Source organism: Microbacterium sp. LBN7 (genome assembly GCF_045690345.1).
Taxonomy (GTDB): domain Bacteria; phylum Actinomycetota; class Actinomycetes; order Actinomycetales; family Microbacteriaceae; genus Microbacterium.
On the sequence record NZ_CP147856.1, the window covers coordinates 692,911 to 709,995 of the forward strand.

Consider the following 17,085-nt stretch of genomic DNA (forward strand, 5'->3'; position numbering starts at 1 on the left):
ATGCGGGGATGAAGCTCTCCGACCTCGTCTCCACCACAGAAGAGGTCGCCGCCACGTCGTCGCGCCTGGCGAAGATCGACGCGCTCGCACGGCTGCTCGCGACGGCAGAGCCGGATGAGATCGCATCCCTCGTCGGACTGCTCCTCGCGTCGCCGCGTCAGGGCAAGCTCGGCGTCGGATGGCGAGGGATCGCGGCACTGGAGGTCGCGCACACCGACAGCTCGAGCCTGACCATCGCAGACGTGGACGACGCGTTGAATGCTCTCGCCGCGGCATCCGGCACAGGCTCGGCCGCCACGCGCACCGGCGCGCTGGGCGCCCTCGCCGCACGATCGACCGCCGACGAGTGGGACTTCCTCACGCGCGCCATGCTCGGCGAGCTCCGCACGGGTGCTCTCTCGGGTGTACTACTCGATGCGATCGCGAAGGCATCGGACCGCGCCGCCGCGACCGTGCGAAGGGCGGCGATGCTCTCCGGCGACCTCGGCGAGACCGCGCTCATCGCCCTCACCAGGACCGAGGAGGAGCTCGACGCCGTCGGCCTGCAGGTCGGGCGTCCCGTGCTGCCGATGCTGGCCGCCACGGCGGCGACTCCCACCGCAGCGCTCGAGATCACCGGCCAGGCTTCCGTCGAGTACAAGCTCGACGGCGCCCGCATCCAGGTGCATCGTCACGGCGACGACGTCGGCGTCTACACCCGCAGCCTCGCCGACATCACGCACCGCGTCCCGGAGCTCGTCGAGATCGTGCGGTCGCTTCCAGCGCACGATCTCATCCTCGACGGAGAGACCCTCTCCCTCGACGAAGACGGCGGGCCGCGTCCGTTCCAGGAGACGATGTCGCGCTTCGGCGCCGACGTCTCCCGCGAACTCCTGCTGCGGCCGTGGTTCTTCGACCTCCTGCACGTCGACGGCCGCGATCTGCTCGACGAGCCGCTGTCCACCCGCCTCGCCGAACTCGAACGCGTGGCCGGAGAATGGCGGATGCCGGGTGTCGTCACCGCCGATCCGGATGCCGCCGAGCAGCTGTCCCGCGCGGCCCTCGCGGCCGGGCACGAGGGCGTGGTCGTCAAGTCGATCGATGCACCCTACGCCGCCGGTCGGCGCGGCAAATCCTGGGTCAAGGTCAAGCCGGTGCTGACCTACGACCTCGTGGTCCTCGGCGCCGAGTGGGGATCCGGCCGACGACAGGGCTGGCTGTCGAACCTGCATCTCGGCGCCCTCGACCCCGACGGCGAGTTCGGCGATCCCGGTGGCTACGTCATGGTGGGCAAGACGTTCAAGGGCCTCACCGACGAGCTGCTGCGGTGGCAGACCGAGACGTTCCCCGAATACGAGACGCGGCGTACGCAGGGCACGGTTTTCCTGCGACCCGAGATCGTCGTGGAGATCGCGATCGACGGTGTGCAGCGCTCTCCGCGCTATCCCGGCGGCATCGCGCTCCGCTTCGCCCGCGTGAAGGGTTACCGCCCCGACAAGACGCCCGCCGAAGCCGACACGATCCAGACGCTGCGCGCGCTGCTCCGCGGGTGAGGATAAATATCGCGTATCCGCAATAAACTAGCGGCATGCGACGAGCAGCAGCACTCATAAAAGAAGCACGCAGACGCTCCAACCTGACTCAGACCGCACTCGCCGAGAGGTCCGGTATTCATCAGAGCGTCATCAGCGAGTACGAGAGCGGACGTCGTGAACCGTCGGTATCCGCTCTCGACAGACTCCTCGGCGCTGCCGGCCTCGCGCTGTCGCTCGTCGATGAGCCTGAGACTTTGAAGCAGGTCCGCATCCGCGCTGCGGATCTCCGCTCCCTCCTCGCCGAGCACGGCGCGACCAACATCGAGGTCTTCGGCAGCGTCGCCCGTGGCGACGATCACCCGGACAGCGACGTCGATCTCCTTGTCGACTTCGCCCCCGACGTCAGCCTGTTCGACGTGCTCCGGATGCGATCCGCCGCTGAGAAGATGCTCGACCGCCCCGTCGACATCGTCTCTCGGGCGAGCCTCAAGCATGACGTCGCAGGCAGCGCGATACGAGAGGCCGTTCCACTGTGACCCGTCGGGCTCGGTCCCGTTTGGGCGATATCGCGCTCGCGTGCGCAGCGATATCGCGCTCGCGTGCGCAGCGATCTCGCGGTACGCACTCGGCGACGATGAGTGAAACGAAGGCGACGGCAGTCGCTCACGCCGACGGCGGAAGCCCCAGGTCCTCTTCCCGCACGGTTCCCTGGAACGACCACGGGAAGTTGATCCAGAGGTCGGTGTCCTTCCAGGCGTAATCGGGCTGGATGATCGTCGAGGGCTTCGTGTAGATCGTGACCGAGCGCACATCGGCGCCCTTGTCTTTCAGGAGCTCCACCGCGAGCGCGAGGGTGCGACCCGAGTCGGCGACGTCGTCGACCAGCAGCACACGACGCCCGTCGAGGTACGCCATGTCGAGCTCGGGAGGGAGGACCTCCGGTGCGTCCAGTACGGTGCCGATCCCGGTGTAGAACTCGACGTTGATGGCGCCGCAGTTCTTGGCGCCCAGCCCGTAGGCGATGGCGCCGGCGGGAAGCAGTCCGCCGCGGGCGATCGCCACGACGACTTCCGGCTCGAAACCGCTGGCGAGGATGCTCCGCGCCAGTTCGCGTGTCGCCGTGCCGAAGCCGTCCCAGGTGAGCGTCTCGCGCTCGGTCGTCGTAGTCGTCATCGCCTCATTCTCCCCCACGCACCGTCAGTCGAGTCGCGTGACCTCGACGGAGACGAACAGCTCCGATGCGCTCGGCCCCGCGTACACGCCGCGCAGCGGTGCCACGTCCCCGTAGTCGCGGCCGTGCCCGACGTAGACGTGCGATTCTCCGATGTCCAGGAGGTTCGTCGGGTCGTACCCCCGCCACTCCCCCGAGTACCACTCCACCCACGCGTGCGACTCGCCGATCACCGGCTGGCCGATCGGCGCCGTCGGATCCGGATGCAGGTAGCCCGACACGTAGCGCGCGGGGATCCCCGCCGCCCGCAGCACGCCCAGCGCGACATGCGCGATGTCCTGGCACACCCCGGATCGCGCGGCCCACGCCTCGCGCGCCGTGGAGTTCACGCCGGTCACGCCGCTCTGGTAGTCCATGGCTCCGCCGACCGTCCGGCAGATCTCGAAGGCGGTGTCGTCGACGCCGCCTCCCTCGGCTCTGATCCGCAGGGCGAGCTCGCGCATCTCGTCGTCGGGCATGGTCGCCGGTGTCTGCGTGACGCACTCGGCGAGCGAGAGGGACGACGGGATGCGCGCGTCGAGCTCTTCCCACCCCACCGCGTCGCCGGTGTGAGGCAGAGCGCGCACATCGACGACGCTGGTCGCCGTCACCGACAGCAGCTGATGCGGCGTGAGCACCTCGAACGTCGACACGCGGGTGTCCCAGTAGTCGGCATAGGAGTGCTGCGTCGCCGTCGGAGAGATGTCCAGGGTCGCCTGCAGCACGAACTGCCCGTCGCGCGAGTGCGGCAGCATCCGCGCCTCGTTGTACGAGGCGGTCGCCGGCTTCTCGTAGCGGAAGCCGGTCCGGTGCACGATCCTCAACCTGCTCACAATGCTTCTCCGATCCACACCGGCATCGCGATCGACGGGAAGTAGCGCTCCCGGATCGCATCGCTCGCCACCGAGATCGCCACCTGCACCTCTTCCATGCTCTCCGAGAGCCGGTGCACGATGTCGGCGACGGGTCGGTACTCCAGTTCCGATCGCATCCGGCCGAGCACCCGATGGGCACGATCAGGTGCGCCGAACGCTCCGGCCGGGTCGATCCCGCGCAGACACTCCTCCGCCTGCAGGATGCTCGACAGCACCGACCTCGGGAACAGCTTGTCCACGAGCAGGAACTCCACCGCTGAGGCCGCCGTCGGCACGGCACGATGACCGCGCAGATGTGCTTCGTACGCGCCGCAGCTGCGCAGCAGCGTGGTCCAGCTCGGGCCGCCGGCATCCGTCAGCGACCGGGTCGCCAACAGGCGGGCCGTCATGTCGGCGCGCTCGATCGAACGGCCGAGGACGAAGAACTGCCAGGCCTCGTCGCGGCTCGTCGACGAGTCGACCACGCCGAACGCGAGCGCCGACCGGTCGCGGACCCAGCGGAAGAACGGGTGCGTCTTGTCGGAGGCGACCCACCGCGGCATCCGCGCATTCGACTCGTTGAGGGTCTCCCAGAGATCCGTCGAGATGATCTCCCGTGCCCGCCGTGCGTTCTCGCGCGCGGCGGCGATCGAGTGGGCGATGGATGCCGCGTGATCGCGGTCCAGCGCCAGCAGCCGCACCACGTCGTCGCGCCCGACCGTGCGTTCGCCGTCGGCCGTGGTCCCCATGACCGAGAGCAGGGCCCGGCACGCAGTGTCCTCCTCGACCCACGGATCCTCCAGGAGCAGCTGCAGGTGCACGTCCAGGATGCGGGCGGTGCCGTCGGCGCGCTCGACGTAGCGGCCGATCCAGAACAGCGCCTCGGCGATGCGGCTCAGCATGTCGCGCCTCCCTGCTGCTGCTGTTGTTGCTGCTGGTGATGCCGGGTCTCGAGGTCCTCGTCCTGCGGCGACGACAGGAACGGCGGATGCGGCTCCTCTCGCGGAGACGACACGATCCCGATGGCGCCTGTCGCGATCGACACCTCGTCGGTCGCAGGGTCCGAGAGCCCGGCCAGCGTCGCGGTCGGCCCGGTGAACAGGGAGGGATCCAGCACCCAGGTGTCCTTGGACCCGCCGCCCTGGCTCGAGTTGACGACCAGCTGTCCCTCGGGGAGCGCGACGCGTGTGAGCCCTCCGGGCAGCACCCAGATGTCCTCCCCGTCGTTCACGGCGAAGGGGCGGAGATCGACGTGCCGCGGGCGGAAGCCGTCCTCCACGAGCGTCGGGATCGTCGAGAGCTGCACGACCGGCTGCGCGATCCAGCCGCGCGGATCGGCGAGCAGCTGCGCCCGCAGGGCGTCCAGCTCCGCGCGCGTCGCATCCGGGCCGACCACGAGTCCCTTGCCGCCCGACCCGTCGACCGGCTTCACGACGAGCTCGTCCAGTCGATCGAGCACCTCGGCGAGAGCATCCGGCTCTTCCAGCCGCCAGGTGTCGACGTTCGGGAGGATCGGATCCTCGCCGAGGTAGTACCGGATGAGCTCGGGGACGTACGTGTAGACGAGCTTGTCGTCGGCGACGCCGTTGCCGATCGCGTTCGCCAGCGTGACGTTGCCGAGGCGCGCGGCGAGCATCAGCCCGGGGGCGCCCAGCACCGAGTCAGGCCGGAAGTGCTGCGGATCGAGGAACTCGTCGTCCACGCGGCGGTAGATCACATCGACACGGGTGGGCCCTGCGGTCGTGTGCATCCACACCCGTCCGCCGGAGCAGAAGAGGTCGCGACCCTCGACGAGCTCGACGCCCATCATGCGCGCCAGCAGCGTGTGCTCGTAGTACGCGGAGTTGTACACGCCGGGCGTGAGCACGACGACGGTGGGGTCGTCGACGCCGGCCGGCGCCGCGGCGCGCAGAGCCTGGAGCAGTCGTCCCGGATAGTCGACGACCGGTCGCACCCGGAGGCTCGTGAACAGCTCCGGGAGCGTCTGCGCCATCACCCGTCGGTTCGCGAGCACATAGCTGACGCCGCTCGGCACACGGACGTTGTCCTCGAGCACCCGCCAGGCGCCCTTCTCGTCGCGGATGACGTCGATCCCGGCCACGTGGATGCGCACGCCGTTCGCGCCGACGATGCCCGCCGCCTGGCGGTGGAAGTGCGAGGAGGAGCTGATCAGCGTCGCGGGGATCACCCCGTCGCGCACCGCCGACTGCGGGCCGTAGACGTCCGCGAGGAAGGCCTCGAGCGCCCGCACGCGCTGCTTGACCCCGGATTCGACGTACATCCAGTCCTCGGCGGCGATCACACGCGGCACCACGTCGAGCGGGAACGGCCGCTCCTCGCCCGCGAAGTCGAACGTCACGCCCTGCGCGAGGTACGAGCTCGCCAACGCATCCGTCCGCGCCCGCAGCTCGGCATCGTCCATCCCGGCGAGCGCCGGGTACATGTCGCGGTACGGGAGGCGCACATCGCCCGCGCCCGCCACGACCTCGGACGGGAACATCTCGTCCCAGGGCTGCGGCCCTCGGCGCATCGCGGTGCGACGAGAGGTGTATCCGTTGAACAGCGACTCCATGACGGAATACTTCCGTGGCGGAGTTTCGGCGATGTTTCCGGGGGAAGACGACGCAGCGACACGCCCGCTGCCGCGGTAGAGTCGAGGAGTCCGGCGGTCGCTCGCCGGTGCCTGAAAAAGAGGCACGAAGCACCTCGCGCAGCAGCGAGGGCGAGACACATACGGATCCGCAGTTCTCCGTCCCTGTCTCGAAAGGCATTCCCATGCCCACCGTGTCCGCGCATGTCGCCCTCACCCTCGCCCAGCACATCGACGCCGTCTTCGGCGTGATGGGCAACGGCAACGCCTACTTCCTCGATGCGATCGAGAAGCAGACGGATGCCGTCTTCACCGCCGTCCGCCATGAGCAGGGCGCCGTGGTCGCCGCCGACGCGCACTTCCGCGCCTCCGGGCGCATCGCCGCCGGCACCTCGACCTACGGCGCCGGCTTCACGAACACCCTCACCGCTCTCGCGGAGGCCGTGCAGGCGCACGTGCCGCTCGTGCTCGTGGTCGGCGACGAGCCGACGTCGGGCCCACGCCCGTGGGACGTCGACCAGATCGCCCTCGCGTCGGCCGTCGGGGCCCGCACCTATACGGTCGGACGGACGGATGCCGCGGCGACCACGGTCATCGCGATCGAACACGCCCTCACCTATCGTGTGCCCGTCGTGCTCGCGATCCCGTACGACGTCGCCGCCCTCGAGGCGGGCCCCGTGGCGGAGGCGCCGTCGCCGCGCCTGCCCGCACCGCTCACCCCGACGGGCGAGTTCGCCGAGGGGATGCTCGACGAGATCGCCGCGGCGCTGCGCGGAGCCGAGCGCCCGTTCCTGCTCGCGGGACGCGGCGCATGGCTGGCCGGTGCGAGCCATGCGCTGGGCGAGCTCGCCGAGCTGACCGGCGCGCTCACCGCGTCGTCCGCCCTCGGCCGCGGGGTCTTCCCCGACCCCCGTTACGACCTCGGCGTCACGGGCGGATTCGGTGCCGACGGTGCGATGGAGCTCGTCCGGACGGCCGACGTCGCCGTCGTCTTCGGGGCGTCGCTGAACCAGTTCACGATGCGCTTCGGCGAGCTGTTCGCCCCGGGTACACGGGTGTTCCAGATCGACATCGCCCCCGCCGCCACGCACGCGCACATCGGAGGTTTCGTCCGCGCGGATGCGCGCGTCGCGGCCGCGGAGCTCGTGACCCGGCTGCGGTCCACGTCGGCCGACGGGCACGGCTTCGGAGATCGGGCTCGGCACGCCGCATCCGCCGAGGGTTCTGCCGCCGAGTCGGCCGCGAGCTCCGAAACCGTGCCCGCCCGGCCGTGGCGGGAGAGCGTCGACGTGACATCCGCCCGCTCATACGAGGCCGGGGAGGAACTTGCCGCCGACGGGCGACTCGACCCGCGTTCGGCGGCACGGCGCATCGCCGAGCTCCTGCCCGAGGATCGGGTGGTCGTCTCGGACGGCGGACACTTCATCGGCTGGGCCAACATGTACTGGCCCGTCGCCGCACCGGATCGCATGATGATGATCGGCACCGCGTTCCAGTCGATCGGGCAGGGCTGGCCGAGCGTCGTCGGAGCCGCTCTCGCACGCCGCTCCTCCACGATCGTGCTGACCTCGGGCGACGGCGGCGGCCTGATGGCGATCGCGGACCTCGAATCCGCCGTGCGCGCCGCGGGCGGTCGCGGCATGGCCGTCATCTGGAACGACGCCGCCTACGGGGCCGAGGTCAACCTCTACGGTCTCAAGGGGCTCGCCGAGGGCCCGATGCTCATCCCCGAGGTCGACTTCGCCGCGTTCGGGGCTGCGGTCGGGGCCGAGGGCGTCGTGGTCCGCACGCTCGCCGATCTTGACCGGCTGGAGGCCTGGGCGCAGGAGGATGCCGCGACCCGCCGCTTCCTGCTCCTCGACCTTCGCATCTCCGGCGCTGTCATCGCCCCGTACCAGCAGGAGATCATCCGCGTGAACTCCTGACGCTCCCGTGGCAGCTGTGGCGGGTGAATCGGCTCGACACCCACCGCAACTGCCACGGGAACGAAGGCGCGGGACTCTCAGCTCTGGGCGCCGTAGTCCGGAAGCTCCTGCAGCGTCCACGTGTTGCCGTCGGGGTCGTCGAAGCTGACGAATCGACCCCACCCCTGCTCGTCGACGCCCTGCGCCTCGACACCGACACTCCGCAGGTGCGCCAGCGCCTCATCCGCATTCGGCACCACGACCTGGATCGTGTTCTGCTGCCCCGGTTCGAGATCGATGCCGAGACCGGTGCCGAACGCGATCGAGCAGGCCGACCCCGGCGGCGTCATCTGCACGAACCGCATCCCGTCGAACGGTGTCTGGTCGTGGTCGGCGTTGAAGCCGATCTTCACGTAGAAGTCCTTCGACCGGTCGACATCTGTCACCGGCACGAAGATGAGTTCGATCTTCCAATCCATCACGCACTCCTCCTGGCGGGCGCCGTCGCCCGTCCGCGACCACGGTACGACGCACTCGACGTGCGGCGCCACCGTCTTGTACAAATGCGCTTGTACAGACGCCGACCACGGAGATCGGCCGCGTCAGACCGCCGGAAGCAAGGCCCCCTCGAAGAACTCCGCGAGCTCGTCGACCCCCTCCAACGGCAGGATCGCCGCGACGTACTGGTCAGGACGGACGACGATCACGACGCCGTCGCGAGACAGCTCCCGCGCCTCGAAGATGTCGGTCTCCGTCCACTTCGAGGGTCCCGCGGCGTACACCTTCTCCCAATCCGTGAGTCCGAGCGGCCCGGTCTTGGGCTGGAACAGCGCAGGTGCGCTCGTGACCTCGACCTCCTCGTACGGCTGCTGGTACACCGCCTTCACGTCGAAGACCGCGTCGGCGTCGGCATCCGCGGGGGTGAAGCGAGCGAACACCGGCGCAGCGGCATCCGCCCACGCGGCGAGCGCTGCCCCGGCGCGGTCGCCGAACGCGTAGACGCGCCACCGTCCGTCCGCGCGAGCATGGTGACCGAGATGCACGACGTTGCCGTCGCCGACCCTGATGACCTCGGCCGACTTGAACCGCTTGCCGAGCGGGAACCCGCCGGCCAGCCCCTGGTGCGCATCGGATCCGGTGATCATCGACGCGGTGTACTGCGTCATGAAACCCGACGGGAACTCGGCCGTCGCCAGGTAGTACGTGGCGAGCTCGCCCGGGTCCGAGATCTCCTCGGGCTTGCGCGCCATGAGCGACGACCACTCCCGATCGAAGTCGATGAGCTGCTGCGCGACCGGGCGCCGCTCGGCGCCGTACGTCGCGAGCAGAGCCTCCGGTGCGCGACCGGTCAGCACGGAGCCGAGCTTCCAGCCCAGGTTGAAGCCGTCCTGCATCGAGACGTTCATGCCCTGTCCTGCCTTGGCACTGTGCGTGTGGCACGCGTCACCCGTCAGGAAGACCCGCGGGGTGCGGCCCGACTCCTCGAGCACGTCGTCGAAGCCGTCGGTCACCCGGTGTCCGACCTCGTACACGCTGTGCCAGGCGACCTGCTTCACGTCGATCGTGTACGGATGCAGGATGTCGTTCGCCTTGCGGATGATCTCCTCGATCGGCGTCTGCCGCACGCGGTGGTCGTCGTCCTGCGCGACCTCGCCGAGATCGATGTACATCCGCGACAGGTAGCCGCCCTCGCGGGGGATGTGCAGGATGTTTCCTGCCTGGGAGTTGATCGCGCACTTGGTGCGCCAGTCCGGGAAGTCGGTGTTCACGAGCACGTCCATGACACCCCAGGCGTGCGCGGCGCTTCCGCCGACGTGGGTGCGCCCGATGGCCTGACGCACGCCGCTGCGGGCGCCGTCGCAGCCCGCGACGTACTTCGCCCGGATGGTCTGCTCCTCGCCGGACCGCTCCCCCGCCACGTGGCGCACGCGGACCTCGACGGGGTGCTCGCCCTCGTCGTGCACGGTGAGCCCCACGAACTCGACGCCGTAGTCGGGCGCGATCCGGCCCGGCCCTGTCGCCGCCGCCTCGGCGAAGTAGTCGAGCACGCGCGCCTGGTTCACGATCAGGTGCGGGAACTCGCAGATGTCATAGGCGTAGTCGGCGGTGCGCGCGGTGCGGATGATCTCGCGCGGATTCTCCGGGTCAGGACTCCAGAAGTTCATCCAGCCGATGTTGTAGGCCTCGGCGACGATGCGCTCGGCGAATCCGAACGCCTGGAAGGTCTCGACGCTGCGCGGCTGGATGCCGTCGGCCTGCCCGAGCACGAGCCGCCCCTCCCGCTTCTCGATGATGCGCGTCGAGATGTCGGGGTACTGCGACATCTGCGCGGCGAGGAGCATGCCGGCCGGGCCCGAGCCGACGATGAGCACGTCGACCTCGTCGGGCAGGGCAGCCGGACGATCCGTGCCGAGCCCTGCGGCATCGTGCACGCGCGGGTCCCCGGAGACGTAGCCGTGGTGGTGGAACTGCATCGTCGTCGATTCCTTTCGAGGAGTCTTCTCATTCTGCGCTCCTGTGGCACGTCGTGGGGTCATCGCGACGATGACCCCACGACGTGCCACAGGAGCGGGCGAGGTCAGGCCTTGGCGAGTCCGTAGATCGGGCTGACCGACTGCTCTTCCTCGTGATCCGGGCCGAGCGGGATGCCGGAGCGATCGCGCAGCAGCAGGGTGGCGATGAGGCCGAGAACCGTCATGCCGGCGAGGTAGCCGGTCACCGCCTGGGTCGACCCCGTCGCCTGCACGATCGCCGTCGCGATGGTGGGCGCGAACGCACCGCCCGCGATCGCGCCGATCGCGTACGAGATCGAGACGCCGGAGAAGCGGATGCTGGCGGGGAAGAGCTCCGTGTACAGCGCCGCCTGCGGGCCGTACGTGAACCCGAGGCCGATCGTGAGGATGGCGAGCCCGGCGAAGAGCAGCCCGATCTGTCCGGTGTTGACGAGCGGGAACAGGGCGAAGACGCCGATGAGCTGCAGCACCCAGCCGATGATGTAGGTCGTGCGGCGACCGATGCGGTCGCAGATCCATCCGGCCAGCAGCGTCGTCAGCAGCCAGGTGACCGCGGACCCGGCGACCGCCCAGAGCACCGGACCGCGATCGAGGCCGATGGGGCCATCGGGGTTCGTGGCGTAGTTCTGGATGTAGCCGCCCGTGGTCATGTAGCCGACCGCGTTGTTGCCGGCGAAGACGAAGGCCGCGATGATCACGAGCAGCGCGTGCTTGCGGAACAGCTGCACGATCGGCATCCGCGCCTTCTCCTTGCGCGCGGCGAGCTCGGTGAACACCGGGCTCTCCTCGACCTTCCGGCGCACGTAGTAGCCGACGAGGATCAGCACGACGCTGAGCAGGAACGGCACGCGCCATCCCCACGCCGCGAACTGGTCACCGGGTGCGATCGCGGTCATCAGCGCCATCACGCCCGAGGCGAGCAGCAGCCCCAGCGGTACGCCGATCTGCGGCGAGGCCCCGAAGATGCCGCGCTTCTTGCGCGGGGCGTGCTCGACGGCCATGAGGACCGCACCGCCCCACTCGCCACCGGCCGAGATGCCCTGGATGATGCGCAGCAGCACCAGCAGGATCGGCGCGGTGATGCCGATGGCCTCGTAGGTCGGAAGCAGACCGATCAGCGCGGTGGCCGCGCCCATCAGGATCAGCGTCCACATGAGCACCGTCTTGCGCCCGAGCTTGTCGCCGTAGTGGCCGGCGAGGAACGCACCGAGCGGGCGGAAGAGGAAGCTGACCCCGACGGTGGCGAAGGCGATCAGCGCGCTGTTCGCGCCCAGGGGCTCGAAGAAGAGCTGGCCGAACACGAGGCCGACCGCGGTGGCGTAGATGAAGAAGTCGTACCACTCCACCGTGGTCCCGACGACGGTGGCGAACACGACGCGGCGCCGATCGGCCGCTGTCGCGATGGTGCCGGTGGGCGTGAACCCAGCCTGTGACTGCCCGCTCATGGGGTGTCTCCTTTGATTGTGACTGCACTGTCACGGCGTGCGGGGACGTGAATCCCGAGTTGCTTGCCGAGGGGTGATCCGATGATATATGATTTCGAATACGACGCACAAGGCGTCCTGCAGCACACCGCTGACGAGCGCGAGGAGGCGCCCCGTGACGGACCAGATCGCCCGCCCCGGCAAGATCATCGCGATCCATCTGAGTTACGCATCCCGCGCGGATCAGCGCGGCCGGCGCCCGGCAGCCCCCTCCTACTTCTTCAAGCCGGCCAGCTCCGTCGGAGTCTCCGGCGGCACGGTCGAGCGCCCGGCCGGGACCGAGCTCCTCGCCTTCGAGGGGGAGATCGCCCTGGTGATCGGCACCACCGCACGCCGCGTCTCGCTCGACGAGGCGTGGTCGCACGTCGGCGGGGTCACCGCGTCGAACGACCTCGGCCTGTACGACCTGCGCGCGAACGACAAGGGCTCCAACGTCCGCTCCAAGGGCGGCGACGGGTATACGCCGCTCGGACCGCAGCTGATCGATGCGCGCACGGTCGACCCCGCCGCGCTGCGCGTGCGCGCCTGGGTCAACGGCGAGCTGCGTCAGGACGACACCACCGCCGGCCTCATCTTCCCGCTCGCCCAGCTCGTGGCCGATCTCTCCCAGCACTTCACTCTCGAGCCCGGCGACGTGATCCTCACCGGGACACCGGCCGGCTCCTCCGTCATCGTCCCGGGTGACGTCGTCGAGATCGAGGTGGACGCCCCGGATGCCGCGGGCGCCCCCACCTCCGGGCGCCTGATCACCACCGTCACGCAGGGCGACGTGCCGTTCGACGCGGAGCTCGGATCTCTCCCCGCAGTCGACGACCTGCAGCGCACCGAGGCCTGGGGATCCGCCGAGGCGGCGGGACTGGCCGACGGCCCTTCGACAGGCTCAGGGACCCAGCATGGTGAGACGCCCGCGAAAAGCGGGGTCGCTGAGCCGGTCGAAGCGTCCCCCACGCTCTCCCCCGAACTCCGGGCTAAGCTCCTCGAAGCCCCCACCGCCGGGCTCTCCGCCCAGCTGCGCAAGCGCGGGCACCACTCCTGCTTCATCGACGGCGTCTCCGCCAACATCCCCGGCGCCAAGATCGTCGGCACGGCCAAGACGCTCCGCTTCGTGCCTTTCCGCGAGGACCTGTTCCAGAGCCACGGCGGCGGCTACAACGCCCAGAAGCGCGCCTTCGACGCGGTAGACGAGGGCGAGATCATCGTGATCGAGGCTCGCGGCGATGCGACGACCGGCACGCTGGGCGACATCCTCGCCCTCCGCGCCCGGGCCCGCGGAGCAGCCGGAGTGATCACCGACGGCGGGGTCCGCGACTTCGACGCGGTGGCCGAGATCGGCCTTCCCGTCTTCTCCCAGGGCGCCCACCCCTCGGTCCTCGGCCGCAAGCACGTGCCGTGGGACGTCGACGTGACGATCTCCTGCGGCGGAGCGACCGTGCAGCCCGGCGACATCATCGTCGGCGACGGCGACGGCGCGATCGTCATCCCGCCGTCGCTCGTCGAGGAGGTCGTCGACGCCGCACTCGCCCAGGAGATCGAAGACGCCTGGATCGCGGAGCAGGTCGCCGCCGGACACCCGGTCGACGGGCTGTTCCCGATGAACGCCGAATGGCGCGCCCGCTACGAGGCGGAGAGCCCTTCGACAGGCTCAGGGACCCAGCTATGAGCACGACCGCTGTCAGCAAGTCCGAGGTCGCCTACGAGTGGATCCGCTCGCGCATCACCGCGCACATGTTCAGCCCCGGCTACCGCCTGGTGCTCGGATCGATCGCAGACGACCTGAAGATGAGCGTCGTGCCGGTGCGGGAGGCGATCCGGCGACTCGAGGCCGAGGGCCTCGTCACCTTCGAGCGCAACGTCGGCGCCAGGGTCACCCTCGTCGACGAGAGCGAGTACGCCCACACCATGCAGACGCTTGGCATCGTCGAGGGCTCGGCGACGGCGCTCTCCGCTCCCCTGCTCGATGAGGCGGCCCTCGACGAGGCGGCCCGGATCAACGACCGGATGTCGCGGATGCTCGAGCACTTCGACGCCCACGCGTTCACCGAGCTCAACCGGCAGTTCCATTCGGTGCTGTTCGAGCCGTGCCCGAACCCGCACCTGCTCGACCTCGTCCACCGCGGCTGGTCTCGGCTCTCCGGCATCCGCGAATCGACGTTCGCGTCGGTCCCGGGTCGCGCCCAGCACTCGGTCGAGGAGCACGCCGAGATCCTCGCACTCATCCGGGCGGATGCAGATCCGCTCGAGATCGAGCTCGCCGCCCGCAACCACCGCTGGCGCACGATGGACGCGTTCCTCGATGCCCTGCACACCCGTTCCGCCCACGCCACAGGAGAAGCCTCATGACCGACTCGCGCATCCCCGCCGATCTTCCTGACCACATCCAGCACTACATCGACGGCGCCTTCGTCGACTCGGTCGACGGCGACACGTTCGACGTGCTCGACCCGGTGACCAACAAGACCTACACGACGGCCGCCGCCGGCAAGAAGGCCGACATCGAGCTGGCCGTGGCCGCCGCGAAGCGCGCCTTCGACGAAGGCCCGTGGCCGCGGATGCTGCCGCGCGAGAGAAGCCGCGTGCTGCACCGCATCGCCGACATCGTCGAGTCCCGTGACGCACGGCTCGCCGAGCTCGAGTCCTACGACTCCGGCCTGCCGATCACCCAGGCGCTGGGCCAGGCCCGCCGGGCGGCCGAGAACTTCCGCTTCTTCGCCGACCTGATCGTCGCGCAGTCGGATGACGCCTTCAAGGTGCCCGGCCGCCAGATGAACTACGTCAACCGCAAGCCGATCGGCGTCGCCGGCCTCATCACGCCATGGAACACGCCGTTCATGCTCGAGTCGTGGAAGCTCGGCCCCGCGCTCGCGACCGGCAACACCGTGGTGCTGAAGCCGGCGGAGTTCACGCCGCTCTCGGCATCCCTCTGGGCGGGCATCTTCGAAGAGGCGGGACTCCCCCGGGGCGTCTTCAACCTCGTGAACGGCCTCGGCGAAGACGCGGGCGACGCCCTCGTCAAGCACCCCGACGTCCCCCTGATCTCCTTCACGGGCGAGAGCCGCACCGGACAGATCATCTTCGGCAACGCCGCCCCCTTCCTCAAGGGCCTGTCGATGGAGCTCGGCGGCAAGTCGCCCGCCGTCGTCTTCGCGGATGCCGACCTCGAGGCCGCCGTCGACGCCACGATCTTCGGTGTCTTCTCCCTGAACGGCGAGCGCTGCACCGCAGGATCCCGCATCCTCGTCGAGCGCTCCATCTACCAGGAGTTCGTCGAGCGCTACGCCGCACAGGCGAAGCGCGTCAAGGTGGGCTACCCGCACGACCCGGCCACCGAGGTCGGCGCGCTGGTCCACCCGGAGCACTACGACAAGGTGATGAGCTACGTCGAGATCGGCAAGAGCGAGGGGCGACTGGTCGCCGGTGGCGGACGCCCCGACGGGTTCGAGGAGGGCAACTTCGTCGCGCCGACCGTGTTCGCCGACGTCTCCCCCGACGCCCGCATCTTCCAGGAGGAGATCTTCGGCCCGGTCGTCGCGATCACGCCGTTCGACTCCGACGACGAGGCGCTGTCGCTCGCGAACAACACGAAGTACGGCCTCGCGGCGTACATCTGGACCAACGACCTGAAGCGCGCGCACAACTTCGCGCAGTCGGTCGAGGCCGGCATGGTGTGGCTGAACAGCAACAACGTGCGCGACCTCCGCACCCCGTTCGGCGGAGTGAAGGCCTCGGGTCTCGGTCACGAGGGCGGCTACCGCTCGATCGACTTCTACACCGACCAGCAGAGCGTGCACATCACGCTCGGCGGAGCCCACAACCCGACCTTCGGCAAGAACTGACCCGCCGCTCTGATCTGCAAGGACGCTGACATGACCGATCGCGAAGACATGACCCTGACCTCTGCCGGCTACTACGTGTCGCAGGAGGCGCCGATCCGCACGACGAACCCCGTCGCGACGCCGCAGAGTTCCCCGCCCGACATCCTGCGCTGCGCCTACATGGAGCTCGTCGTCACCGACCTGGCCGCGTCACGGCAGTTCTACGTCGACGTGCTGGGACTGTACGTGACCGAAGAGGACGACGAGGCGATCTACCTCCGCTCGACCGAGGAGTTCATCCACCACAACCTCGTGCTGCGCAAGGGGCCGGTCGCGGCCGTGGCCGCGTTCTCGTATCGCGTCCGCGCGGCGGAAGACCTCGACCGTGCGGTCGCGTTCTACACGGAGCTCGGCTGCGACGTGCGCCGCAACCCCGACGGGTTCGTGAAGGGCGTCGGCGACTCGGTCCGCGTGGTCGACCCGCTCGGCTTCCCGATCGAGTTCTTCCACCAGTCCGACCACGTCGAGCGCATGTCGTGGCGCTACGACCTGCACATCCCGGGCGAGCTCGTGCGGCTCGACCACTTCAACCAGGTCACCCCCGATGTGCCGCGCGCGGTGAAGTTCATGCAGGATCTCGGCTTCCGCGTCACCGAGGACATCCAGGACGACGAGGGCACGGTCTATGCCGCCTGGATGCGCCGCAAGCCCACCGTGCACGACACCGCCATGACCGGAGGCGACGGTCCCCGCATGCACCACGTGTGCTTCGCGACGCACGAGAAGCACAACATCCTCGCGATCTGCGACAAGCTCGGCGCCCTCCGCCGCTCCGACTCGATCGAGCGAGGGCCGGGCCGCCACGGCGTCTCGAACGCGTTCTACCTGTACCTGCGCGATCCCGACGGCCACCGCGTCGAGGTCTACACGCAGGACTACTACACGGGCGACCCGGACAACCCGGTCATCACCTGGGACGTGCACGACAACCAGCGCCGCGACTGGTGGGGCAACCCCGTCGTCCCGTCCTGGTACACCGATGCCAGCCTGGTGCTCGACCTCGACGGCAACCCGCAGCCGGTCGTCGCCCGCACCGACAGCTCGGAGATGGCGGTCACGATCGGCGCCGACGGGTTCTCGTACACGCGCGCGGACGAGGGCGAGAAGAAGCTGGGCAACCAGCTATAGGTCACCACCGACGCTT

The 17,085-nt window shown here is 69.4% G+C and carries 14 protein-coding genes; 7 read left to right on the forward strand and 7 right to left on the reverse strand.

Features of this window, described 5'->3' with window-relative positions:
- Positions 1–8: 8 nt before the first annotated feature.
- Complete coding sequence (locus LBN7_RS03355) at positions 9–1,532, forward strand: ATP-dependent DNA ligase (RefSeq protein ID WP_407360943.1); 1,524 nt, start codon at positions 9–11, stop codon at positions 1,530–1,532.
- Between the two features lie 35 nt (positions 1,533–1,567).
- Positions 1,568–2,050 carry a helix-turn-helix domain-containing protein gene (locus tag LBN7_RS03360; protein ID WP_407360944.1) on the forward strand — a complete coding sequence of 161 codons (483 nt, stop codon included), beginning with the start codon at positions 1,568–1,570 and terminating at the stop codon, positions 2,048–2,050.
- 127 nt (positions 2,051–2,177) lie between these two features.
- On the opposite strand, the gene LBN7_RS03365 is transcribed toward LBN7_RS03360, so the two are convergent.
- From LBN7_RS03365 to LBN7_RS03380, 4 genes are read right to left on the reverse strand one after another with little or no spacing between them, the layout of a single operon-like run.
- Complete coding sequence (locus tag LBN7_RS03365) at positions 2,178–2,687, reverse strand: phosphoribosyltransferase (RefSeq protein WP_116634675.1); 510 nt, start codon at positions 2,685–2,687, stop codon at positions 2,178–2,180.
- Positions 2,688–2,711: 24 nt separating this feature from the next.
- Positions 2,712–3,557, reverse strand: coding sequence for a transglutaminase N-terminal domain-containing protein (locus LBN7_RS03370; RefSeq protein ID WP_407360945.1), 846 nt, complete (start codon positions 3,555–3,557; stop codon positions 2,712–2,714).
- On the reverse strand, positions 3,554–4,480 hold the full coding sequence (locus LBN7_RS03375) for an alpha-E domain-containing protein (protein ID WP_116634673.1): 927 nt from the start codon (positions 4,478–4,480) through the stop codon (positions 3,554–3,556). Before LBN7_RS03375 ends, LBN7_RS03370 begins: the two co-directional genes overlap by 4 nt.
- On the reverse strand, positions 4,474–6,150 hold the full coding sequence (locus LBN7_RS03380; RefSeq protein WP_407360946.1) for a circularly permuted type 2 ATP-grasp protein: 1,677 nt from the start codon (positions 6,148–6,150) through the stop codon (positions 4,474–4,476). Before LBN7_RS03380 ends, LBN7_RS03375 begins: the two co-directional genes overlap by 7 nt.
- 203 nt (positions 6,151–6,353) lie before the next feature.
- Between LBN7_RS03380 and LBN7_RS03385 the strand changes: the two genes are divergently transcribed.
- Positions 6,354–8,093, forward strand: coding sequence for a thiamine pyrophosphate-binding protein (locus tag LBN7_RS03385; protein ID WP_407360947.1), 1,740 nt, complete (start codon positions 6,354–6,356; stop codon positions 8,091–8,093).
- A 77-nt stretch (positions 8,094–8,170) separates the two neighbouring features.
- Here the strand turns inward: LBN7_RS03385 and LBN7_RS03390 are convergent, their stop codons facing one another.
- The 3 genes from LBN7_RS03390 to LBN7_RS03400 all read right to left on the reverse strand — a co-directional run bounded on the left by LBN7_RS03390 (position 8,171) and on the right by LBN7_RS03400 (position 12,030).
- Positions 8,171–8,551, reverse strand: coding sequence for a VOC family protein (locus LBN7_RS03390; protein WP_341947864.1), 381 nt, complete (start codon positions 8,549–8,551; stop codon positions 8,171–8,173).
- A gap of 123 nt (positions 8,552–8,674) precedes the next feature.
- Positions 8,675–10,546 (reverse strand): FAD-dependent monooxygenase, encoded by a 1,872-nt coding sequence (locus LBN7_RS03395; protein ID WP_407360948.1) that lies wholly within the window; start codon positions 10,544–10,546, stop codon positions 8,675–8,677.
- Positions 10,547–10,650: 104 nt separating this feature from the next.
- Positions 10,651–12,030 (reverse strand): MFS transporter, encoded by a 1,380-nt coding sequence (locus LBN7_RS03400; protein ID WP_407360949.1) that lies wholly within the window; start codon positions 12,028–12,030, stop codon positions 10,651–10,653.
- 154 nt (positions 12,031–12,184) lie between these two features.
- On the opposite strand from LBN7_RS03400, the gene LBN7_RS03405 reads away from it, so the two are divergent.
- From LBN7_RS03405 to hpaD, 4 genes are read left to right on the forward strand one after another with little or no spacing between them, the layout of a single operon-like run.
- Positions 12,185–13,729 (forward strand): fumarylacetoacetate hydrolase family protein, encoded by a 1,545-nt coding sequence (locus tag LBN7_RS03405; protein WP_407360950.1) that lies wholly within the window; start codon positions 12,185–12,187, stop codon positions 13,727–13,729.
- Positions 13,726–14,409 (forward strand): GntR family transcriptional regulator, encoded by a 684-nt coding sequence (locus tag LBN7_RS03410; RefSeq protein WP_407360951.1) that lies wholly within the window; start codon positions 13,726–13,728, stop codon positions 14,407–14,409. The genes LBN7_RS03405 and LBN7_RS03410 overlap by 4 nt, the downstream gene beginning before the upstream one ends.
- Positions 14,406–15,902 (forward strand): 5-carboxymethyl-2-hydroxymuconate semialdehyde dehydrogenase, encoded by a 1,497-nt coding sequence (gene hpaE, locus LBN7_RS03415; RefSeq protein ID WP_407360952.1) that lies wholly within the window; start codon positions 14,406–14,408, stop codon positions 15,900–15,902. Before LBN7_RS03410 ends, hpaE begins: the two co-directional genes overlap by 4 nt.
- A 30-nt stretch (positions 15,903–15,932) precedes the next feature.
- Positions 15,933–17,069 (forward strand): 3,4-dihydroxyphenylacetate 2,3-dioxygenase, encoded by a 1,137-nt coding sequence (gene hpaD, locus LBN7_RS03420; protein WP_116634664.1) that lies wholly within the window; start codon positions 15,933–15,935, stop codon positions 17,067–17,069.
- The last annotated feature ends 16 nt before the right edge of the window (positions 17,070–17,085 follow it).